This is a genomic window from Proteus faecis (assembly GCF_030286765.1).
Taxonomy (GTDB): Bacteria; Pseudomonadota; Gammaproteobacteria; order Enterobacterales; family Enterobacteriaceae; genus Proteus; species Proteus faecis.
The window spans coordinates 340919-364477 of sequence record NZ_JASVWV010000001.1; the positions used below are offsets into that span (position 1 = coordinate 340919).

25 protein-coding genes are annotated in these 23559 nt (G+C 38.7%); 3 read left to right on the top strand and 22 right to left on the bottom strand.

Annotated elements, in window-relative coordinates; all coding sequences use genetic code 11:
• Positions 1-17: 17 nt before the first annotated feature.
• Positions 18-3467 carry a transcription-repair coupling factor gene (gene mfd, locus QSH13_RS01620; RefSeq protein WP_109406393.1) on the top strand — a complete coding sequence of 1150 codons (3450 nt, stop codon included), beginning with the start codon at positions 18-20 and terminating at the stop codon, positions 3465-3467.
• A 69-nt stretch (positions 3468-3536) separates the two neighbouring features.
• Here mfd and umoD read toward each other — a convergent pair whose 3' ends face one another.
• The 21 genes from umoD to yceD all read right to left on the bottom strand — a co-directional run bounded on the left by umoD (position 3537) and on the right by yceD (position 21305).
• On the bottom strand, positions 3537-4037 hold the full coding sequence (gene umoD / locus QSH13_RS01625; RefSeq protein WP_109396129.1) for a flagellar biogenesis regulator UmoD: 501 nt from the start codon (positions 4035-4037) through the stop codon (positions 3537-3539).
• An 851-nt stretch (positions 4038-4888) separates the two neighbouring features.
• Positions 4889-6196, bottom strand: coding sequence for an NAD(P)/FAD-dependent oxidoreductase (locus QSH13_RS01630; RefSeq protein ID WP_109396130.1), 1308 nt, complete (start codon positions 6194-6196; stop codon positions 4889-4891).
• A gap of 453 nt (positions 6197-6649) precedes the next feature.
• A complete protein-coding gene (ycfP, locus tag QSH13_RS01635) occupies positions 6650-7189 on the bottom strand; it encodes an alpha/beta hydrolase YcfP (RefSeq protein WP_196544050.1) in 540 nt (179 codons plus the stop codon).
• The gene (gene nagZ, locus QSH13_RS01640; protein ID WP_109396132.1) at positions 7186-8205 is read right to left on the bottom strand and encodes a beta-N-acetylhexosaminidase; all 1020 of its coding nucleotides are present in this window, start codon (positions 8203-8205) and stop codon (positions 7186-7188) included. Before nagZ ends, ycfP begins: the two co-directional genes overlap by 4 nt.
• Before the next feature lie 38 nt (positions 8206-8243).
• Positions 8244-9143 (bottom strand): phosphotransferase, encoded by a 900-nt coding sequence (locus tag QSH13_RS01645; RefSeq protein ID WP_196544051.1) that lies wholly within the window; start codon positions 9141-9143, stop codon positions 8244-8246.
• Complete coding sequence (locus tag QSH13_RS01650) at positions 9121-9702, bottom strand: penicillin-binding protein activator LpoB (RefSeq protein WP_109396134.1); 582 nt, start codon at positions 9700-9702, stop codon at positions 9121-9123. The genes QSH13_RS01645 and QSH13_RS01650 overlap by 23 nt, the downstream gene beginning before the upstream one ends.
• 17 nt (positions 9703-9719) lie before the next feature.
• A complete protein-coding gene (locus QSH13_RS01655) occupies positions 9720-10121 on the bottom strand; it encodes a YcfL family putative periplasmic lipoprotein (protein WP_109396135.1) in 402 nt (133 codons plus the stop codon).
• A gap of 39 nt (positions 10122-10160) precedes the next feature.
• The gene (gene hinT / locus QSH13_RS01660) at positions 10161-10511 is read right to left on the bottom strand and encodes a purine nucleoside phosphoramidase (RefSeq protein WP_109396136.1); all 351 of its coding nucleotides are present in this window, start codon (positions 10509-10511) and stop codon (positions 10161-10163) included.
• 42 nt (positions 10512-10553) lie between these two features.
• Positions 10554-11339 (bottom strand): metal-dependent hydrolase, encoded by a 786-nt coding sequence (locus QSH13_RS01665; protein WP_286038718.1) that lies wholly within the window; start codon positions 11337-11339, stop codon positions 10554-10556.
• A 201-nt stretch (positions 11340-11540) separates the two neighbouring features.
• On the bottom strand, positions 11541-12524 hold the full coding sequence (gene holB / locus QSH13_RS01670; protein WP_109406397.1) for a DNA polymerase III subunit delta': 984 nt from the start codon (positions 12522-12524) through the stop codon (positions 11541-11543).
• Positions 12521-13168 carry a dTMP kinase gene (tmk, locus tag QSH13_RS01675; protein WP_109396139.1) on the bottom strand — a complete coding sequence of 216 codons (648 nt, stop codon included), beginning with the start codon at positions 13166-13168 and terminating at the stop codon, positions 12521-12523. Before tmk ends, holB begins: the two co-directional genes overlap by 4 nt.
• A gap of 2 nt (positions 13169-13170) precedes the next feature.
• Positions 13171-14193, bottom strand: a complete 1023-nt coding sequence (gene mltG / locus QSH13_RS01680) for an endolytic transglycosylase MltG (RefSeq protein ID WP_109396140.1) — start codon at positions 14191-14193, stop codon at positions 13171-13173.
• A 17-nt stretch (positions 14194-14210) separates the two neighbouring features.
• Positions 14211-15038 (bottom strand): aminodeoxychorismate lyase, encoded by an 828-nt coding sequence (gene pabC / locus QSH13_RS01685; protein ID WP_109406398.1) that lies wholly within the window; start codon positions 15036-15038, stop codon positions 14211-14213.
• A gap of 132 nt (positions 15039-15170) precedes the next feature.
• Positions 15171-16412, bottom strand: a complete 1242-nt coding sequence (gene fabF, locus QSH13_RS01690) for a beta-ketoacyl-ACP synthase II (RefSeq protein ID WP_286038719.1) — start codon at positions 16410-16412, stop codon at positions 15171-15173.
• Positions 16413-16486: 74 nt separating this feature from the next.
• Complete coding sequence (gene acpP, locus QSH13_RS01695; RefSeq protein WP_004247087.1) at positions 16487-16723, bottom strand: acyl carrier protein; 237 nt, start codon at positions 16721-16723, stop codon at positions 16487-16489.
• A 157-nt stretch (positions 16724-16880) separates the two neighbouring features.
• Positions 16881-17615 carry a 3-oxoacyl-ACP reductase FabG gene (gene fabG / locus QSH13_RS01700; protein WP_088493190.1) on the bottom strand — a complete coding sequence of 245 codons (735 nt, stop codon included), beginning with the start codon at positions 17613-17615 and terminating at the stop codon, positions 16881-16883.
• Positions 17616-17623: 8 nt separating this feature from the next.
• Positions 17624-18556: an ACP S-malonyltransferase gene (gene fabD / locus QSH13_RS01705; RefSeq protein ID WP_286038720.1), complete on the bottom strand. Its 933-nt coding sequence runs from the start codon at positions 18554-18556 to the stop codon at positions 17624-17626.
• A gap of 19 nt (positions 18557-18575) precedes the next feature.
• The gene (locus tag QSH13_RS01710; protein WP_109396144.1) at positions 18576-19529 is read right to left on the bottom strand and encodes a beta-ketoacyl-ACP synthase III; all 954 of its coding nucleotides are present in this window, start codon (positions 19527-19529) and stop codon (positions 18576-18578) included.
• A 4-nt stretch (positions 19530-19533) separates the two neighbouring features.
• Positions 19534-20571, bottom strand: a complete 1038-nt coding sequence (gene plsX, locus QSH13_RS01715; protein ID WP_109396145.1) for a phosphate acyltransferase PlsX — start codon at positions 20569-20571, stop codon at positions 19534-19536.
• A gap of 24 nt (positions 20572-20595) precedes the next feature.
• Positions 20596-20766 (bottom strand): 50S ribosomal protein L32, encoded by a 171-nt coding sequence (gene rpmF, locus QSH13_RS01720; protein ID WP_006537252.1) that lies wholly within the window; start codon positions 20764-20766, stop codon positions 20596-20598.
• Positions 20767-20771: 5 nt separating this feature from the next.
• Positions 20772-21305, bottom strand: coding sequence for a 23S rRNA accumulation protein YceD (gene yceD, locus QSH13_RS01725; RefSeq protein WP_006537253.1), 534 nt, complete (start codon positions 21303-21305; stop codon positions 20772-20774).
• A 141-nt stretch (positions 21306-21446) separates the two neighbouring features.
• Between yceD and QSH13_RS01730 the strand changes: the two genes are divergently transcribed.
• Positions 21447-22046 carry a Maf family protein gene (locus QSH13_RS01730; protein ID WP_109396146.1) on the top strand — a complete coding sequence of 200 codons (600 nt, stop codon included), beginning with the start codon at positions 21447-21449 and terminating at the stop codon, positions 22044-22046.
• Between the two features lie 49 nt (positions 22047-22095).
• The gene (locus QSH13_RS01735; protein ID WP_109396147.1) at positions 22096-22497 is read left to right on the top strand and encodes a hypothetical protein; all 402 of its coding nucleotides are present in this window, start codon (positions 22096-22098) and stop codon (positions 22495-22497) included.
• Between the two features lie 103 nt (positions 22498-22600).
• Here QSH13_RS01735 and rluC read toward each other — a convergent pair whose 3' ends face one another.
• Positions 22601-23554 (bottom strand): 23S rRNA pseudouridine(955/2504/2580) synthase RluC, encoded by a 954-nt coding sequence (gene rluC, locus QSH13_RS01740; RefSeq protein WP_286038721.1) that lies wholly within the window; start codon positions 23552-23554, stop codon positions 22601-22603.
• Positions 23555-23559 lie beyond the last annotated feature (5 nt).

The window sequence follows — 23559 nt, forward strand, 5'->3', positions numbered from 1 at the left end:
GTTCACATTACACGCTTATGTCCTCAGAATATCGTTATCAACTTCCTATAAAACAAGGGGATACTCGTCAGCTAGGTCAACTGACTGGTGCCGCTTGTGCTCTAGAATGTGCAGAGATCATCAAACGTCACTCTGGATTAGTCGTTCTTGTTACTCGCGATATGCAAAATGCATTACGTTTACAAGATGAAATCCGCCAGTTTTGTGATTATCCAGTAGAGACATTATCGGATTGGGAAACTCTGCCATATGACAGTTTTTCACCTCACCAAGAAATTATCTCAAACCGCCTTTCTACGCTATACCGTATTCCATCACTTCTCAAGGGAATTTTAATCTTACCAGTCAATACGTTAATGCAGAAAGTCTGCCCGACTGATTATCTCGCAAGTCATGCGCTGGTAATGCAAAAAGGAGAGGTGCTTTCTCGTGATAATTTACGTAAAACATTAGATGAAGCAGGATATCGCCATGTAGAACAAGTATTAGAACATGGGGAATACGCAACGCGTGGTGCATTATTAGACTTATTTCCTATGGGAAGTGAATTTCCTTATCGTATTGATTTTTTCGATGACGAAATAGATAGCCTGCGCACTTTTGATGTCGATACACAGCGGACACTAGCTGAGGTTGAGCAAATTAATTTACTGCCAGCCCATGAATTTCCAACCGATGCAAATGCGATAGAAATTTTCCGTAGTCAATGGCGTGAACGGTTTGATGTAAGACGTGATCCTGAACATATTTATCAGCAAGTCAGTAAACACATATTGCCAACGGGAATTGAATATTGGCAATCCCTGTTTTTTGAACAACCTTTATCTAACTTATTTGCTTATTTCCCTAAAAACACATTGATAGTGACGCAAGATCTACAAGATTTTGCAGAAAAGTTTTGGCAAGACATTAATCAACGTTTTGAAAGCCGTCGCGTTGATCCTATGCGCCCTCTGTTACCACCTGATGATATTTGGCTAAATGTTGATAAATTTAATAAAGAGTTAAAACAGTGGCCTCGTATTCAACTTAAAACAGAAACGCTACCAGAAAAAGCTGGGCAGACCAATTTAGGCTATCAACCACTCCCTGATTTATCGATTAACGCTCAAAGCAAATCACCTTTAGATAACTTACGTCGATTCCAAGAACAATTTTCAGGCAGTATTATTTTCTCTGTTGAAAGTGAAGGTCGACGCGAAACCGTACAAGAGCTTTTATCACGGATAAAAATAGCACCCAAGCAGATCATTGAATTATCTGACGCTCAAGAGAAAGGTTTTTATTTTATTATTGGTGCTGCTGAACATGGATTTATTGATAATCATCGTCAATTAGCCATGATCTGTGAAAGTGATATGTTAGGTGAACGCATTAATCGCCGTCGCCAAGACAATCGTCGCGCTATCAATACAGATACCTTAATTCGCAACCTTGCTGAATTAAGCATAGGACAACCTGTTGTTCACCTTCAGCATGGTGTTGGTCGCTATCAAGGAATGACAACACTAGAAGCCGGTGGCGTTAAAGCTGAATACTTGATGTTAAGTTACGCAGGTAATGACAAACTTTATGTGCCTGTTTCATCACTTCATTTAATCAGTCGTTATTCTGGTGGCGCAGATGAAAATGCCCCACTGCATAAATTAGGTGGCGATGCATGGGTAAGAGCACGTCAAAAAGCCGCCGAAAAAGTACGTGATGTCGCAGCAGAGTTATTAGATGTTTATGCTCAACGTGAAGTAAAAACAGGCTTTGCCTTTAAAATGGATAAAGAGCAGTATCAAGCATTCCGCCAAAGCTTTCCTTTTGAAACAACACCTGATCAAGAAATGGCGATAAATGCTGTCCTTAGCGATATGTGCCAAGCCATTTCAATGGATAGACTCGTCTGTGGTGATGTGGGATTTGGTAAAACAGAAGTTGCAATGCGCGCTGCATTTCTTGCCGTTAACAACAATAAGCAAGTCGCCATTTTAGTGCCGACCACCTTATTGGCGCAGCAACATTTTGATAATTTCCGTGATCGTTTTGCTAATTGGCCCGTTAACATTGAGATGATCTCGCGCTTTCGTAGCGCTAAAGAGCAACAGCAAATCACAGAAAAACTGGCTGAAGGAACGATTGATATTGTCATTGGTACACATAAACTCCTTCAGCCTAATATTCAATGGAAAGATTTAGGGCTACTCATTGTCGATGAAGAGCACCGCTTTGGTGTTCGTCACAAAGAACGAATAAAAGCCATGCGTGCAAATGTCGATATTTTAACGCTAACGGCAACACCTATTCCTCGTACGTTAAATATGGCAATGAGTGGTATGCGTGATCTTTCTATCATTGCAACACCACCAGCACGTCGCTTATCCGTAAAAACTTTTGTGCGGGAATATGATGACTTAGTAGTGCGTGAAGCTATCTTGCGTGAAACATTGCGTGGTGGACAAGTTTATTACTTATATAACGATGTTGAGAATATCGAAAAAGCTCGTGAGAGACTGGCTACACTCGTCCCTGAAGCACGTATTGGTATTGGTCACGGACAAATGCGTGAACGTGAACTTGAGCGTGTGATGAATGATTTCCATCACCAACGTTTTAATGTGTTACTTTGCACCACAATTATTGAAACAGGTATCGATATACCGAGCGCAAACACCATTATTATTGAACGTGCAGATCACTTTGGTTTAGCGCAATTACATCAATTACGCGGTCGTGTCGGTCGTTCTCATCATCAAGCTTATGCTTATTTGTTGACACCACATCCTAAAGCAATGACAAAGGATGCTCATAAACGTTTAGAAGCGATTGCTTCACTAGAAGATCTAGGTGCAGGTTTTGCATTAGCGACTCATGATCTAGAAATTCGAGGCGCTGGTGAATTATTAGGTGAAGAACAGAGCGGTCAAATGAATACCGTCGGTTTCTCGCTTTATATGGAATTGCTAGAAAGTGCAGTAGAAGCGCTTAAAGAAGGTAGAGAGCCATCACTTGAAGATCTCACCAATCAACAAACTGAAATTGAATTAAGAATGCCTGTCTTATTGCCTGATGATTACATTCCTGATGTAAATGTCAGACTTTCATTCTATAAACGAATTGCCAGTGCAATCGATTTAACTGAGCTTAATGATCTAAGAGCAGAGTTAATCGATAGATTTGGTAAATTACCTGATGCAGGGCGTTATCTACTACGTAATGCAGCTATTCGCTTAAGTGCAGTAAACTTGGGCATTACTCGAATTGAAGCCCATGATAAAGGTGGATTTGTTGAGTTTGGTGAAAAGAACAAGGTTGATCCGGGATATTTAATCAGCTTACTTCAAGAGCAACCTGCTATTTTCCGTTTAGATGGCCCATCAAAACTGAAGTTTATTACAGACTTAGCTGAGCGTGAAAAACGACTCACTTTTATCGATGATATGTTAAGTGCATTTAATGAGCACAAAACAACCGCGCTTTAGCAGTTATTGAATCAACAAAAAGGCGTAATTGAAATAATTTCATTACGCCTCTCTTGTATATTGTTAGGTTTACTCTTTGCGACAAGGTACTTTTTCATTCATAGAACAATAAGGATCTTGTTCTAAAATCAGCCTACCATCAGAATCTAATGCGATAACTTCACCGGGTTTAAACGTGGTGCGTACTTTGCCAGGTGTTCCATCAATAGTATAAAGCACATCATAACCAACAATTCTACGCTCTTGACGATAAATCGGGATACACTCTTTAAATTGAGGATAAGGGAAATTAGCAATATTACTGTTATTGAGTGCTTCAATCATATAGAACACTCGACACTCTTGCTCTGCGGGATGAAATCGTGACAAATTTTCTGGTGTAAAAGGTGTTGGTAAGCCGATTCGATGACAATACTCTTCTGTCACAAAAACGGTTGATTTAATAGGTGTAGCCGAAACGACATGAGCATATTGAGGTTGGGGAAATACCCACCTCCATACAATAAATGAAAGAATAGCTAATGCTATGATTAGCCCTATTAGTGTGTACTTTCTGACATTAACACCCACTTTTACCCCTTTTTATTCGTTTTATCCTTAATTGCTACAGATATAGAATAAAAGCCACTGTTTCACTCTAACTGGCTAATATATTTAGTATTCAATAAATGAATTCTCTAATCTGATAGCTTAATTCAACATCCATGCTGATTAACATAATAAGTAAACTACGTATTTATGACATGTTAAATACACCACTTATTTCTGTTTTAATTACTTAATTAAATAAATAATGACGACATTCTTAATACTTATACATTAAATTAAGATAGATCTTAATTTATTAAACTGAAAAATAGAAATCGTTATGCTATTTATAATACATCATTATGATAACACTAGATTAACAAATGTTGCCTAAAAATAGGGACTCTTTCATATTTAACTTATATTATAAAGTTTACTTTTAAGATTTGTAAAACTATTTAACCTAATTAAATACGAGTAAAAATAACAAGTTAAGCTTAACTCTAATAATTTTCACTTATTATTTTTCTAATACAAATTTATGAAATACCATAACATTTTATTTGATGAATTAATGAATTAAACATCATTTTTTATTTAAGAAAAGTCTTAAATAATTTATCGTAATAAATAAAGTTAACGTTATCTTTGATATTACAGCTTGACCTTAATAATAAAATTATATTTATCATTGTGATATTTAGTTTTAGAGTTATTGGTTATTTTTGATATCGACAGATAAATCGTCTAGTGCTTTATGCTGAGATTATTTATCTTATTTAGATATTCTTATTTAATTATTTAATTTAAAAGAAAAAATAGATAAAAAACCCTCATACAATATGAGGGTTTTAAAAGGTGACTTTTGTCTTCTCGGTAAAGCAAAAGATAAATTAATGGAGTTTTAGTTTTGGTCTAATCACTCGGTTGATTGATCCGACTAACATCATAAGCCCTGTTTTGATATAACCATGCAAAGCTATTTGGTGCATTCGATATAAAGAGATATAAACAATCCGCGCTATACGCCCTTCGATCATCATATCCCCCTTCATTAAATTCCCCATCAAACTCCCCACAGTACTAAATTTTGAGAGTGAAACTAATGAGCCATGATCGGTAAACACATAATCTTTAAGCGGTTTGTCTTTTAACATGGCTAAAATATTGCCATAACAACGACTTGCCATTTGATGTGCAGATTGTGCTCTTGGTGGAACAAAACCGCCATCTTTTCTTGGGCAAGAAGAACAGTCACCAATCGCAAAGATAGATTCATCTAAGGTTGTTTGTAAGGTAGGTTTAACAACCAGCTGATTAATACGGTTCGTCTCTAGGCCAGCAATCTCCTTCATAAAATCAGGTGCTTTAATACCTGCGGCCCACACCATTAAGTCGGCATCAATATGCTCGCCTTCTTTGGTGTTTAATCCACCTTCATCTGCGCTTGTGACCATAGTTTTAGTCATTACTCGCACACCTAATTTTGTTAATTCTTGATGTGCTGCACTCGAAATTCGTACCGGTAATGCAGGTAAAATGCGTTCTCCAGCTTCAACCAAAGTGATATTTAATGCTGAAGGTGCTAATTTTTTTAATCCATAACTATTAAGCTGACGTACTGCATTATGCAATTCAGCTGAAAGTTCAACGCCTGTCGCTCCCCCACCTACAATCGCAATATTTACCTTACGATTTTCTTCTTGTGCATTGGTATCTGCTGAATATTTTAAAAATAAATTCAACATTTCATTATGGAAACGATGTGCTTGTTGAGGACTGTCCAAGAAAATACAGTTCTCTTTAATACCTGGTGTGCCAAAATCGTTTGATTTACTGCCTAACGCCATCACTAAAATGTCGTAGTCTAATATGCGTTCAGGTACGAGTAGCTCTTGCTCTTCATTATAAATAGCAGCCAGTGTGATATTTTTTTGCTCACGATCAAGCCCTATCAATGAGCCTAATTGGAAATTGAAGTGATGGTTATAACCATGTGCGAGATAACTTAAAGCATCAACACCATCATCTAAAGAACCTGTTGCCACTTCATGTAGAAGGGGCTTCCAAAGATGACTATTGTTGCGATCCACTAAGGTGATTTCTGCTTTTTTGCTACGCCCTAATTTATTGCCTAACTTAGTCGCCAGTTCTAACCCACCAGCGCCACCACCGACAATAACAATTTTTTTTAATGACATTTAACGTCACTCCATAAAGATATTTACTGTTGTTATTTAAATAACCTTAGTGAAATCTACTTAAATAACGACAGTTAAATCGTTTCGGCTGTTATTTTTGTTCTTAAACAAGTTAGCTGGGAAGATGGTCATACCAAAGTTGATTTATATCAAAAATATTTGAATATTCATATCTATTTTTTGAAGAAAATAGTCGTTTTTTGCCATTCAGTGATAAATCAATCACCATTAAAAAACATAAGGATATTTTTTTATCAATTAATACAACGAACTAGAAAACAAGCATATAGAGAATGATTAAAATCAGTCGTGATAATTGAGATGATAAAAAATAAAGGAGCAAAACAAATGTTGAAAAGAGATAGATAGCAGAAGAGCATGCGCATTTTCGCTATGTTAGATAGAAAAATGGATGGAACAAACACCATCCATTTTAAACACATTACTTTAGTCTTACTCTTTACTATAAAACGCTTTAATTTTAAATAGATGCTCAGACAGGCTCTTAAATTTATGCGTTTGCACTTCATCCCAAATGACAGAGTAATAAGGCGATAACTCATCAGCAGAACGCTGGTTATCTAAAGCCTCATCATTACGAGATAAAATCACTAAAGCGTTATCTTTGTTTTTGGAACGAAAATCTTTAATACATTTCGTTGCAATATCTAAATATTCTTCAGGTCTGTCGATTTTGTCTGTCATGTTTTCGTAAGGGAAAAGATTAGGATTAATCATTACCTGACGAATATTACATAAGAAACCAATACGCTCTGCCCAATATCCACCTAATCCTACACCACAAATTAATACGGGTTCTTTCGTGGATTTAATCACTTTATCCGTTTCTTTCAGTAAGTGTTGCATGTCATGACGAGGATGCAACGTACTGTAGCTTAAAAAACGGACATCAGGATCAATAAACTGTAGCTGTAAAACTTTCTCATGATTTCCAGGACTTGTGGAATCAAAACCATGTAAATATATAATCATGCTCGCTCCTGCCATTGCTCCTGTAATTGAGTCAGCAACTGATTCGCTTTTTTCCAACGATCAGAAGTTTGTAGCTCACTCAATGTATAACGACCTCGGTGATGGTACAATGCGGAAATGCGTTCTGCTTTGACAGAGGACAGGTTATCTAACACACTCACTGCCCCTTTTCGGTTATTACACACTAAAATCATATCACAACCAGCATCTAGTGAACGTTGTGCTCTTTCTGCATAACTTCCCATAATGGCAGCACCTTCCATCGATAAATCATCAGAAAAGATAACACCTTGGAAGCCTAGTTGTTCACGTAAGATCGATTTCAGCCAATATGATGAACCACTTGCAGGACGCTCATCGACCTGAGAATAAATAACATGAGCTGGCATAATGGCATCTAATAGCTGACGTTGAATAAAATCTTTAAAAATAGACATATCACGTTGGCGGATATCATTTAAAGAGCGATCATCACGAGGTGTTTCTTTATGAGAGTCAGTCCTAACAGCACCATGTCCTGGGAAGTGTTTACCTGTTGTTTTCATACCTGCAGAGCGCATACCTTTAATAAAGCTCTCTGCCATTGCCATGGCAATCTCTGGCGAATCATGGAAAGAACGCTCACCAATGGCAATACAGTTATGACCTAAGTCGAGCACAGGTGCAAAACTGATATCAATATCCATAGCAATCATTTCTGATGCCATTAACCATCCAGCTTCTTGTGCTAAATGGCTCGCTTGATAACCTTCATTTAATGCCGCATAAGATTGAGCTGCCGGTATGCGTGTAAAGCCATTATGGAAACGCTGTACTCGTCCCCCTTCTTGGTCTACTGCAATCACAAGGCGCTCATGAGATGCATCACGAATTTGGCGAACCAATTCATTTAATTGTTCAGCATCGTGGAAGTTGCGGGTAAAAAGGATTAATCCACCGACAAGAGGATGTTTTAAAATTTCACGTTCTTCACTATCGAGTTCATATCCTTCAACATCAAGCATTACCGGACCCATAACATTCCTCTCTTTGTAATTGTGACAAGATAATATCTTTAATTCGTCAGACTAAAATAGTGACGTAAAGGTTCAGACATTACTAAAAATGATCCATCTTTTGTTTGTTGCCAACGGACTTCATACCACATTAGCATCATATAAAAAATGAATGGCTCTCTTGAAAAAATACGCTCTTTCAACTCCTTCACTGAATAAATGTCTGTCTCTTTGGGTTGAGTATAATGACTATGATACGAACAATAATAATCCAAAAACATATTTTGTTGCGCTTCATTAAGTTGGTTTGTCGCAAAAAACGTCATCAACGAATCCGCTGTATCGATATCGGCCGCATATTCCCAATCAATAAATTTTATACCGGAATCACTAAGAAGAATATTCTCAACATGTAAATCCATGTGAGCAGGCGCGTATTTTATGAGATTGCATCGCGGTTGGCGTAAAAAATGTTGTTGTAAACGTAACCATTTAGCAGATAAACGTTTTCTATCAATACACTGCCAATAGATTAATAATTCATGATTTAAGTTAAGAGGGAAGCCTAACGGTGTGTATTGATGAAGTATTGCTATTTTTTCAGCCAATGGCTTTAAATAAGTACTAAAAAGTGATTGATGAGTAAGATGTTCACCCTGTAACCAGTAAAGAAAAAACCACTCTTTATAACGTGTAGCAACTTTTGGCGATAAATTAGAGCCTGATAACTGTTTTAAAATAGCGTATTCTTTTCTTCCATGTACATAAAGCGCTTTTTTTTCATCACCATAATAGCGAGCAACCCAGTCAATATCTGCACATTGCACGCGAAAAGCACCACCGCCCGATCCTTCTAATGCAATAATTTTCCATTTGCTTAATGCCGTTGCAGGGAAAAGTGCTTGCAAGGCATTAAGCAAACTTGAGTAATGGGGATCACTCAACCTTATGGCGTCCATTCCAAAGAATTTCACCAGAAGAAACCGACATTAACTGCATACTGATCACACGATTATCTTTTTTACCATCAACAGTTGAGAATAAAATATAATCGGCTTTCAAATAGCGAGCTAAGCCAATCGCGGCACTACGAAGCCCTAAGCTATCTTCACCAGATAAACCAAGGGCTTTTCGTGCAGACATCATTTGCGTATAAGGCACAGTTTGCAATGCACTAATACTATTAACTGATTCGATGATAGTATTGGTTGCATTTACTGCTTGGATATTCCCACCTGAATTATTTTTAACATTATCAACAACGATAAGCTTACCCACTTCTAAATCACCAGTCACTGCCATTTCTCTAATTAAAGGGGTGACGGCTGCATTCCAATTAATACTTGTAATTTTAGGTGGCGTCGGCACAATTTCAATTGGTGGCTCTATTGGTTTAGGCGGCTCTACTGGCTCTGTAGGTGTCACTGGCTCTACAGGTACAGGCGGTTGTTGTGGCAACATTGATGGACAACCTGCTAATAAAAATACAGACATCGCCACAAATAAAACTCTTTTCATGCTCGTGTTACCTTATCCTAAGTAAAGAGATAAACTCTGACATAACTAATGGTTTTATCTGGTATATCACCGCTAATTTCGATATCACCATCACCAAGAATAGTCACATCATGTACATTCCCAGCAGGAGAAACTTCAAGTCCTTGTTCGTTATACCAATAAAAACGATAGCGAATAGAGACAGGGTAAGATTGTGTATTTGATAACATGACTGTCGCTTTTGTGCCATTAACATAATGTTCAATGGCTGGCTGACCAGCAACAACACCTACAGCTAATACCGAAGGCTCCATAATAATAGCCTGCTGACGATTGAAATAGAGTTTATTATCTGAATGAGATGAAAAACATCCTGAGAGTAATATCGTCATAAATACAGCAATAAGTAATGAACAAACCGCCTTACCTTGTCTTATCATCTATTATTTCCTATTATCCTGCTGTTAGCATCATATCCATTACAGGCTTAATAATGGCCCTAATGGTTTTCCGCCAAGCAAATGCATATGAATATGGAAAACTTCTTGTCCTCCATGTTTATTACAGTTCATCACTAAGCGATAGCCGTCTTCAGCAATACCTTCTTGTTGTGCAATTTTTGCCGCAACAACAAAAAGGTGTCCTAATACTTGCTCATCTTCTGCAGTAACATCATTTACAGTAGGAATAAGTTTATTAGGAATAATCAAGATATGAGTGGGTGCTTGAGGTGAAATATCACGAAATGCCGTCACTAAATCATCTTGAAAAACGATATTGGCTGGAATTTCACCACGAATAATTTTACTGAAAATTGTTTCTTCTGCCATTTCCATCACCTTATTATTTATTTTAATTCCTGATTAATTCTATTAAACAGGCAAGTTTTGAATATGAAAGAGCTTAGCAAAATTACGTGTTGTTTGTTGCGCTAACTCTTCAACACTCACCCCTTTTAAGACAGCCATATACTCTGCAACATCACGGACATATGCTGGTTGGTTTTCTTTTCCGCGATGAGGTACTGGCGCTAGATAAGGGGAGTCTGTTTCAATTAAAATTCGATCAAGAGGAACAATACGAGCGGCCTCTCTAATTTGTTCGGCATTTCTAAATGTCACAATACCAGAAAAAGAGATATACATTCCAAGATCAAGTAGTGTTGTTGCTGTCTCTTTATCTTCAGTAAAACAATGCAGAACACCACCACAATCTTGAACTTTCTCTTCTTTTAAAATAGATAATGTATCTTCGCGAGCACTGCGTGTATGCACAATAACGGGTTTATTAACTTGGCGTCCAATTCGTATATGCTCACGAAAAATTTCACGTTGCAGAACTGCATTTTCTTGTTGGTAATAGTAATCTAGCCCTGTTTCACCTAAAGCCACAACATCAGGTGCGGTAGCTAAACGTGCTAACGCTTCAACATCATGACCTTCATCTAAATTTAAAGGATGGATCCCACAAGAAAAGGCAATGTTGTCACGTTTACCGATTAACTCACGCATTCTATTAAAACCCGGTAATGTGGTTGCCACTGCTAACATATATTGAACATCACGCTGCTGTGCTTTTTCGACAACATCATCAATATTTTCATGTAATTTTTCATAATCTAAGCAGTCGAGATGGCAGTGTGAATCAACTAAAAACATAACTTACTCTCATTTATCTGGTACGACTTATATACTCGTCATCCTTCAAGTTACAGGGGGTGTTGGCTACGCTCAGCTACCCGGATCACATACATGAGTATGCTCATCCGGATATCTTTGCTTGCCGCCTACCTGCAACTCGAATGAGTTAGAGTATAGGTATTTTTTATTACAGCTAAATCATAATTAATAAATAGCTAATTAATTTTTTGTGGTTAGCTGATTTTCCCAATCTAGTAGCTGTTCTACTAGTAATAATTCTCTATTTAATGCTGGGATGGTCATTAACTGATAACGACACTGTTTCCATCCATCAATAGTGGATAATAAAATATCCGAAGGCCATTGTGATAACGCCATAATCAATGCTTGCTGGTCTTGATTCACACAATACCCTTGTGCATTGGTTTGGTATTTTAATGCATCAAGCAGTAATGATAATAACCAGTATAAGCGACGCTCGGCATTATCTTGATTTAATTGTGGCAAAAATGCATATAAATCATGTTGTTGTATACTTGCATATAAAGCTTGGCAAAAAATCTCTCTTTCTTTCCACTCATCTTTCAATAAGGACAGCGCTAAAACTGGAGCGTTCTGCGATAAATTTAATGCCGTTACACTATTTGCATAAGGTATGTTTGGTAATTGTTGCTGTAACCAGTGCGTTGCGTGTTGAAGATCAGGCGTTGCTAAATGGTAATAAAAACAACGACTACGCAATGTCGCTAATAAAACCTCTGGATGCTGACAATTCAGTAAAAAATAGGTATTTTTAGGCGGTTCTTCTAACGTTTTAAGCAATGCATTTGCCGCTGCTTCTGTTAATGCTTCAACGTCTTTTATCCAAACAACTCTAAAACCACTTTGCTGAGCATGATGCTCCAGCTTTTCAGTGATTTTTCTTACTGCTTCAATACCAATTGTGGATTTCCCCTTTTCACTCTGCAAAATATGCCAATCGGGGTGTGTTTCAGCAAGCATCAAACGACAACTATGGCATTCATTACAACTTTTTAATCCCTGTTTATTCTGGCACATTAACCAACGACTTAGCCCATAAGAGAGCGCTTCTCCTCCCATGCCATCTATCGCATGCAAAAGCAAAGCATGATGACCTCGCCCTTCTTGATACATGCTAATAAGTTGTCGATATGCCTGATTTAGCCAAGGATACCAATTCATAGTGATTTATTTTCCTGCTGAGCTAGCCACGCTGTTAAGATTTGACGGATATCTGCTTGTACTTTATCCATGGTTTGAGATGCATCTATCGTGATAATAGAATCATCCTCTTTAGCCAATGCTTGATAACGTTCACGAGTACGATAAAAGAAATCCATTGATTCTTTTTCAATCCGGTCTAACTCGCCTCTAGCACGCGCTCTGGTAAGCCCAATAACCGGATCTAAATCAAGATATAAAGTTAAATCAGGGCGAAAATTACCAAGCACCGTATTACGAAGTGACAACATAAGATCTTTATCTAAGCCACGCCCGCCACCTTGATAAGCTTGTGAAGAGAGATCATGTCTATCTCCAATAACCCATTTACCTTCAGCAAGTGCAGGCTTTATCACATTTTCTATCAGCTGAACACGCGCTGCATATAGCATCAACAATTCGGCTTTATCCGTAACTTTTTCACCTTCAATGCCTTGCTTGATAAGCTCACGTAATTTTTCGGCAAGAGGGGTGCCACCGGGTTCTCGAGTAAATGCCAGATTGGTGATACCTTTATCTTTAAGTGTATCGATAACCGTTTGGATCGCGCTGGTTTTTCCAGCACCTTCAAGTCCTTCAATTACAATAAATTTACTGTTGTTCATAATTATCTTTGTTGTAAGCGTCGATATTGCGCGACGGCTTTATTATGTTCATTGAGTGTGGTTGAAAACTTATGGCCACCCGTTCCATCCGCAACAAAATAGAAATAACGAGTATCTGCTGGATGTGCAGCTGCTCTAATTGAAGCAACACTTGGCATTGCTATTGGTGTAGGTGGTAGGCCATCAATTTGATACGTGTTATAAGGTGTATAGCCATTTAAATCACTACGATAAATCGTGCCTCTATATTTATCACCTAAACCATAAATAACCGTTGGATCAGTCTGTAATCGCATATTAGTTTTTAATCGATTGACAAACACAGACGCCACTTTTGTTCTTTCAGCATCAATACCTGTCTCTTTTTCAATAATTGATGCCATAATCAGCATTTCATAAGCCGATTTATACGGTAGATCACTATCGCGTTTAATCCATTCTTCTTCTAATGTTTTTTCCATTTGCTGGTAGGCGCGTTTTAAAATTGCGACGTCGGTCGTCCCCGCCGTGTAATGGTATGTATCTGGTGCAAACCAACCTTCCAGATTGCTGATCTCCGGTTTTATTCCTATTTCTTGACGTAATTTATCGCTATCCATCGTGTGTGCGATAGCAGTAAGCTGAGGCGCTTGCTCAAAAATCGCCTGCCAATCTTTTAAACGACTACCTTCAATAAAGCGGATAGAAAACTGAGCTTCTTTACCACTTTTAATAAGCAGTAAAACATCTCGCAGTGTCATTCCTTTTGTTAAGCGATAAGTTCCTGCTTTAAATTGACTTAGTTCTGGTTTGACTTTTAATAAAACCTGAAAATAATCCCCTTCATTAAGCAGATTATTTTTTATTAATAGTTGCTCCATGGCAACACGCCCTGTTCCTGCTGGCACAGTCAGTAACATTTCATCTTGTTTTACAACAATATTTTCCTCTAGGCCTCGAATATGTTGCATCATATACAATGCAACTGCACCAAGGCTAATCAATAAGGCAAAAAAAACTATCCATACTATTTTTTTTATCTTCATTTATGACTCATTAAATTCTATTTAAGTGACAAACTGTGTTGCAAAACAACATGATAATAATCCCTACTAGGATATTGATAGCACTTATCATCTGAAAAAGTGATTTGTGAAACGGGGATCACTGGCATCAACGCATTTGTTAACCATATTTCATCAGCCTGATAAAGTGTTTCTGTTTTTTCTCTCACAATATCAATTTGCCAACGATTTTTCTGAGCTAATTGAAAAATGGATTGACGCATAATGCCATTTACTCCTGAATTAGTCAGATCTGGTGTAAAAAGCCTATCTCCTTTACGCCAAAAAAGATTCGCCGCATTAGCTTCAACTAAATATCCTTCATTATCACACACTAAAACATCATCAAATTCTGTTTTTTCTAAATGATATTTAATAAGGACTTGTTCTAGACGATTGAGATGTTTGATCCCAGCCAATAAAGGATTTTGTCCTAAAGTAACAGGACTTATACCAAGCGATACACCTTCACTTTGCTGGTGGAGATAATGAGTAGGATAAGATGACAGAGATATGATTACCGTCGGTGTTACAAATCCATTGGAAGAGTATCCGCGTCCACCATAACCACGACTAATAATAATTTTAATCACACTTTTTATTTGAACTCGTGAAGCGATATCTATGATCTGCTGTTTAAGTTCAAACCAATTTGGATGCGGTATAAAGAGAGCGTTACAGCCTTGTTTTAAACGATTTATATGTGCAGATAATAAAATGGGATCACCTTGCTCGACAGCCAGTGTTGTGAAACAGCCATCGCCAAACTGTACCGCTCGATCACTGGCATCTACATTTTGTTGCTGTTGTCCATTTACCCAATACATCTAACACACCTTACATCTATGTTATTGATATCAATCTGCACATGATAAAACAACTGGCAGTAAAAGGACAAAATAAAAGACCCAGAATAATCCTGGGTCTTTAGGTATTTTTCAGCTTTCTACAAAAACGGCTTATACGCGTTTAAAGAGAATTGAACCGTTAGTACCACCAAAGCCAAATGAGTTACACAGAGCATACTCCATGTTCTCAACTTTACGGGCTTTATGAGGAACAAAATCAAGATGACAATTTTCGTCTTGATTATCTAGGTTAATTGTTGGAGGTACAATTTGATCTCGTAATGAAAGGATAGTAAAGATAGACTCAATAGCACCCGCAGCACCTAATAAGTGACCTGTCATAGATTTTGTTGAGCTAACTAATACATCAGTGCCTTTACCAAATACGTTTTCTACCGCTTGTGCTTCAGCAACATCGCCTGCATTCGTTGATGTACCGTGTGCGTTGATATAACCCACTTCTGATGAGGCAATACCTGCATCTTTCAGTGCATTTGTCATTGCTAGCGCGCCGCCTTCGCCATTTTCTGCTGGTGAAGTCATGTGATAAGCATCGCTGCTCATACCAAAACCAACCACTTCAGCATAAATTTTAGCGCCACGGTTTTTAGCGTGTTCGTACTCTTCAAGAACAAGAACACCCGCACCATCACCTAATACAAAACCATCACGATCTTTATCCCATGGGCGGCTAGCCGCTTGAGGATTGTCGTTACGTGTTGATAATGCACGAACAGCACCAAAGCCACCTAAACCTAATGGTGTGGTAGCTTTTTCAGCACCGCCTGCCAGCATTGCATCTGCATCACCATAAGCGATAATACGTGCAGCATGTCCAATATTATGAACACCTGAAGTACACGCTGTTGCGATAGAGATTGTAGGGCCACGAAGACCATACATAATGCTTAAATGCCCTGCAACCATATTAATAATGGTTGAAGGTACAAAGAATGGGCTAATTTTACGAGGACCACCATTCATCATAGATGTATGGTTTTCTTCGATAAGGCCTAAGCCACCAATACCAGAACCAATAGCAGCTCCGATACGACTTGCATTGGCTTCTGTTACTTCAAGACCTGAGTCCGCAATGGCCTGCACACCAGCTGCAATACCATATTGGATGAAAAGATCCATCTTACGCGCATCTTTACGCGAAAGATTATAATCTTCATGATTGAAATCTTTTACCAATCCAGCGAATTTAGTCGCATGAAGACTGGTGTCAAAATCTTCGATAAGGCCGATACCACTCTGTCCGGCACACACAGCTTTCCAAGAAGCTTCTGCGTTATTACCGACAGGAGATAACATGCCTAGTCCGGTCACAACTACACGACGCTTAGACACGCTTATCCTCCAAGGAGGGAAAAAGTTTAGGATTAAAAATATAGGCGGTCGAGTGACCGCCTAGATTAGCAAGCTTATTTACCTGCGTTTTCAACGTAATCAATAGCAGCTTGAACTGTAGTAATTTTTTCTGCTTCTTCGTCTGGGATTTCGATATCGAATTCTTCTTCCAGAGCCATTACCAGCTCAACTGTGTCAAGAGAATCAGCGCCTAAGTCATCAACAAATGAAGCTGAATTTACAACTTCTTCCTCTTTAACACCCAGTTGTTCAACAATGATTTTCTTAACGCGTTCGTCGATAGTGCTCATACTATTAAATTTCCTATCAAAACTCGCTTGCGCGATGATTTTCTTAGTTTATAAATACAGGAAAAGATCTAACCAATCCCGACTGTGTGGACTACTTTATTCGCTATATTTTGCATTATATTGTACGCAAAAAGCAAATATAAAGACGTCCCCATAATTAGATCATGTACATGCCACCATTGACATGCAATGTTTCACCCGTGATATAGCTCGCTTCATCAGAAGCTAAGAAAGCTACAGCACTGGCAATCTCTTTGGCATCACCTAAACGGTTAGCAGGGACTTGAGATAAAATACCTGCTCTTTGGTCGTCTGTTAAAGCTCTAGTCATATCAGTTTCAATAAAACCTGGAGCAACAACATTCACCGTAATGCCACGGGAAGCAACTTCGCGTGCTAATGATTTACTAAAACCAATCACACCCGCTTTTGCCGCCGCGTAGTTTGCCTGTCCTGCGTTACCCATGGTTCCAACAACAGAACCAATGGTAATTATACGACCATGACGTTTTTTCATCATAGCACGCATAACTGCTTTAGACAGACGGAAGACTGATGAAAGATTAGTGTCAATGATATCTTGCCATTCATCATCTTTCATGCGCATCAACAGGTTATCACGAGTAATACCTGCATTATTGACCAAAATATCAATTTCGCCAAATTCAGCACGCACATCTGCTAAAAATTTTTCGATAGAGTCGTTTTCTGTGACGTTTAACACAAAACCCTTACCCTTACCGTCTAAATATTCGCTAATAGCTTGTGCACCGTTTTCACTCGTTGCTGTACCAATTACTGTTGCACCGCGTGCAACTAAATCTTCTGCAATCGCACGGCCAATACCACGGCTTGCACCAGTAACTAGCGCTATTTTTCCGTCAAATCCCATGAGATCCCTCAGTCATTTCCTAATGCAACATCTAATGATGCAATATCATTAACTGCTGCTGCGTTCATTTCTTTAGAAATACGTTTAGTTAAGCCAGTTAATACTTTTCCTGGCCCGATTTCTAACAGTTGTGTAATACCTTTTTCGGCAATAAGTTCAACCGTTTCGGTCCAGCGAACTGGATTATAAAGCTGGCGAACTAACGCATCACGGATTGCATTTGCATCAGTTTGCGCTATCACATCAACGTTATTAACAACCTGAATTTTAGGTTGTTTAAATTCGATTTCTTGTAATGCAACCGCAAGCTTATCAGCGGCAGGTTTCATTAAAGCACAGTGTGAAGGCACACTTACTGCTAATGGTAAAGCTCGTTTAGCACCAGCTTCTTTACATAACACACCAGCACGTTCTACGGCTTCTTTGTTACCCGCAATAACGACTTGCCCTGGTGAATTAAAGTTTACAGGCGAGACAACTTGTCCTTGCGCTGCTTCTTCACAAGCTTTTGCAATAGCGTCATTATCTAAACCGATAATCGCATACATTGCACCAGTACCTGCTGGCACGGCTTCTTGCATCAATTGACCACGTAATTCTACTAATTTAATTGCAGCAGCGAAATCAATAACGCCCGCACACACTAAAGCAGAATACTCGCCAAGACTATGACCTGCCATCATTTGTGGCATTTTGCCTTGTTTTTCTTGCCATACACGCCAGATAGCGACAGAAGCAGCTAATAATGCTGGCTGTGTTTTCCATGTTTTGTTTAACTCTTCTTCTGGACCATTTTGAACTAAGTCCCAAAGAGAGTAACCCAATACATCAGATGCTTGAGCGAATGTTTCAGTCACAATTGAATATTGCTCTGCAAGTTCTGCAAGCATTCCAATAGATTGTGATCCCTGTCCGGGAAAAACCATTGCAAAATCAGTCATGTTTATTTTCCTGATAATATTAAAAACGGATAAGTGCAGAACCCCAAGTAAAACCGCCGCCAAACGCTTCCAGTAAGATTAACTGACCACGTTTAATGCGATTATCTCTTACAGCTTCATCTAATGCTGTTGGGACTGATGCTGCTGACGTATTGCCGTGGCGATCTAATGTCACCACTACTTTATCCATTGTCATATCCAGCTTTTTCGCTGTCGCTGAAATAATTCTTAAATTTGCCTGATGAGGCACAAGCCAGTCCAGTTCAGATTTATCAATTTTGTTAGCTTCAAGAGTCTCATCCACAATGTGGGCAAGCTCACGAACTGCGACTTTAAAGACTTCATTTCCTGCCATAGTAACGTAAGCAGATAAATCGTCATTTTCTCTACTCTGATAAGGTAATGCTAAGAGATCACCAAAACGTCCATCAGAATGTAAATGGGTAGAGATAATACCTTCTTCTTCTGATGCGCCAACAACCACAGCACCTGCCGCATCACCAAACAGAATAATTGTGCCACGATCTTCTGGATCTAAAGCGTGAGATAATCTGTCAGCACCAATAACCAACGCTTTTTTAACAGAACCCGCTTTAATAAATTGATCCGCAATACTTAATGCATAAACAAAACCTGAACATGCTGCCGCAACATCAAAAGCAATACAGTCATTAATACCTAATGCATTTTGAATTTGGCAAGCCGCACTTGGAAATGCATGTGAGCCAGATGTAGTTGCAACGATAATCAACCCAATATCTTGTTTATCAATACCTGACATTTCTAGTGCTTTTTTGCCAGCACCTGCCCCCATTACGGCAACCGTTTCTTCTTCCGTTGCAATTCGACGTTCATGAATACCCGTTCTGGTAACAATCCACTCGTCAGATGTTTCAACCATTTTTTCTAAATCGGCATTAGTTCGCACTTGTACAGGCAAGTAACTACCAGTACCTAAGATTTTTGTATACATTCTATCAATCGCTCTTGGGTAATACTGTTGCCAGTCGTGAAGCAATTCGCTCTGGAATTTTTCGCTCAACGGCATGAACAGCCTGTTCTATTGCTGCTGTAAACGCGCTTTCATTTGCGCCACCATGGCTTTTAATGACGATACCGCGTAATCCTAACAGAGAAGCACCGTTATACTGGTCGGGGTTCATATGTCCAAAACGCTTAATTAGCCGTTTTTGCAACCACTTCTTCAATATTTTCATCCACCACGGCGTTTTTTTATTTTCGGTAGTAGAAGATTTAATCAATGAAAGAAAAACTCTGATAACCCCTTCCATCGTTTTAAGAGAGACATTACCTGCGAAGCCGTCACACACCAATACATCAGTTTTGCCTGTCAGTAATTCATTACCTTCAACATAACCAATATAATTAATATTCGGCGTCGATTTTAATACCGTAGCAGCTTCGCGGATATTATCTAATCCCTTACTCTCTTCTTCACCAATATTTAAAAGCGCCACTTTCGGTGAATCAATCCCTGCTATCTCTTCGGCCATAACTGCGCCCATTACCGCAAACTGCACTAGCATTTTGCTATCACAATTTACGTTAGCGCCTAAATCCAGAACAACCGTCTTGCCTTTTTTCTGGTTGGGTAATACCGAAACCAGTGCAGGACGTTCAATTCCATCGATAGCATTAAGTCGAAGTTTTGCTAATCCCATCAATACGCCAGTATTCCCTGCACTGACACAAGCCTGTGCTTCCCCTGTTTTCACCAGATCAAGTGCCACTCGCATTGATGTACCTTTACTTGCTCTGATAGCTTGTGAAGGTTTGGCATCATTGGCGACAATATGTTCTGCGGGTATAACGTGTAAACGGGTGATTAGCTCGGCATTTTGATTTGCAAGCAGAGGAGTAATAGAGTCTGGTTGACCTACCAGCAATATTTTTAAATGAGGATTAGATGCCAGCGCCCGCAAACAAGCAGGCACTGTGATGCGAGGACCGAAGTCCCCGCCCATCGCATCTAACGCTATGGTTAGATTTGTCAAGGTATCAACGAGCTATAAAGCTAATTACTTGTTGATAACTTTGCGGCCACGGTAGTAACCGTCAGCAGTTACATGGTGACGCAGGTGAGTTTCACCAGAAGTTTTGTCAACAGAAACCTGAGTTACTGTCAGTGCGTCATGAGAGCGACGCATACCACGTTTAGAACGAGTTGGTTTGTTTTGTTGTACGGCCATTGACCTTACTCCTTAGTACTTTTCTTTAAACTGGCTAATACGGCAAATGGATTTGGTTTCTCTGATAATTCTTCAGGGAGTTCACCAAACACCATATCCGCGTCGGACACTTCACAGTGTTCAAAATCATGTACCGGAACTACTGGCAAGTTGAGGATTATTTCATCTTCAATCATCGCTAGTAAATCTATTTCACCAAATTCGTTTACATCGACTGGTTCATATTCTTCCGGTAATGCCTCGGCCCGTTCATCACTGACAACAGGGCTAAAACAATATGTTGCGTGAACATGATACGGAAAATGGCCACCACAACGTTGACATTCTAAAGTCACATCCACATCGGAATGTCCTTTAATCACGGCAAGACGTTGATGGTCAATATCAAATGATAAAACCACATCAATATCACTGTCCACACTGACCACCGATTCAGCTAAGCGGCTTACTTGCTCTGGAGAATAATGACCGTCATAGTCTAAATTCTTTTGAGCTGCTCGCAGCGCATCAATGGTCAGGGGTAATTTTACCTTTTGCATAAGGCGCGCATATTATCTTTGTAATGGAATATAGTCAAAGAAAAAGGCGGGTTATCTACACCTTTCCACCAAAATTCGCTTTATCAGCGGCGCATAGTTTAGAATGTCAGGCATCATTTTGCTACGGATTTTAAAAAAAATATGTTGCCACTCGTTCTTGCGTCTACTTCACCCTTTCGAGCTCAGTTGCTGAAAAAGCTTGGGATGCCCTTTATACAGGCATCTCCAGAGATTGACGAAACCCCAATGCCCACAGAGTGCGCTCAAGATCTTGTCAGTCGCTTATCCTATGAAAAAGCTAGCGCTTTACAAGCAAAATTTCCACAACACCTTATAATTGGTTCTGATCAAGTTTGTGTGCTGAATGAAAAGATCACGGGAAAACCCCATAATTTTGATAATGCCTTTGCACAACTAAAGCAAGCTTCAGGACAGTGTATCTCGTTCTACACAGGATTAACTGTATATAATAGCTTAACTTTAGAACATCAAACGCATTGTGAATTATTTCAAGTTTATTTTCGCCATTTAACTGACGAAGAAATTATTAGCTATTTAAATAAAGAAATGCCTTTCAATTGTGCTGGAAGTTTTAAATCTGAAGGGCTAGGTATTACTCTATTTGATAAGTTTGTCGGTGATGATCCAAATTCTTTAATTGGTTTACCACTTATCCGATTGAATAAAATGTTACTCTCACAAAGAATAAACCCATTATTTTTCTCTGATGATCAAAAATAAACCTGATCATCTTCATTTTTAATCTTATGTAGCGATAAAGCGTATTATTATGAATAAATTAGCATCAGTCTTAACAGCTTTAGTGGTGGCAATAGCATTAGTGGGTTGTTCTGATGAAAAAGACACTGAAATTTCAACAACAAAAACAACTAACACTACAAATACTATCCAAGACAGTGTGACTTCAGACAAAAAAGATGACAACGCATCCTTATTTAAAAAGAATTTTGTCAGTAGCTGCATCTTAGGTTCTGGTATTACTGATGATGCGCTAATTGCTCAAATTGCCGAAGTGTGTGAATGCACTTACGACGGTATTATTAAAAATTATGGAATTACAGAATTTATCCGTGTAGATATGGAAATGCGTAAAAACGGTTCAACCTCAATGCCTAAAGAGTGGAACATTGATAAAATTGTTGAGCAATGTATGACAAAAGTGGAAAGTTAACTCTTATTTCTATTCATTTTTTAGTAATTTAAGAAAAGCAATACGCCCAGAAAACTGGGCGCATTGGGTATCCGGATTTTTTGTAAAAATAAAAATTTTAGACTTAAGATTTTTGACTACGTAATACTTGCAAACAATGGCGTAACTGATTATCCATCGGTGCTTCAATACGCATCTGTTCACCTGTTGAAGGATGCGTAAATGTCAAAGAACTTGCATGTAAAAATAGACGATTAAGTTTTGTTCCTGCCAGTTGTGAATCAAAACCACGATCACCATAACGATCATCAAATGCAATAGGATGACCTGCATGTAATGTATGCACACGAATTTGGTGAGTTCTGCCTGTTACAGGACTTGCTTTCACAAGTGTGGCAAATTCAAAACGCTCTTCAACCTTAAAACGTGTCTCTGAAGGTTTTCCTTCATTGCTCACTTTAACCACTCGCTCACCACTTTGAAGAATATTTTTCAATAACGGAGCCTGAACAACTTTAGTGTGAGATTGCCATTGGCCACGAACTAAGGCTAAATAATCTTTTTGCATCTGTTTTAAGCGTAATTGCTCATGCAAAGCACGCAATGCTGAACGTTTTTTTGCAATTAACAACACACCTGATGTATCTCTATCAAGACGATGTACAAGCTCTAAAAAACGGGCTTCTGGACGCAATGCTCGTAAGCCTTCAATCACACCAAAACTTAACCCACTACCCCCATGTACAGCCGTACCAGACGGCTTATTAATAAGCATTAAGTGGTCATCTTCATATAGAATACAATTTGCCAACGCTGAGACTTTATCAAGTTTTGGTGATACAGCGATTTCTTCTTTTTCCGATACTCGCACAGGAGGAATACGGATACTATCACCCGCATTGAGTTTGTATTCAGGTTTAATTCGCCCTTTGTTAACTCTAACTTCCCCTTTACGGATAATTCGGTAAATCATACTTTTTGGTACACCTTTTAAGCGTGCCAGTAAAAAATTGTCGATACGCTGGCCTGCTTCATCGCCATCAATGGTGACGAACTGAACTTGATTAAATGATTTCATAGTGG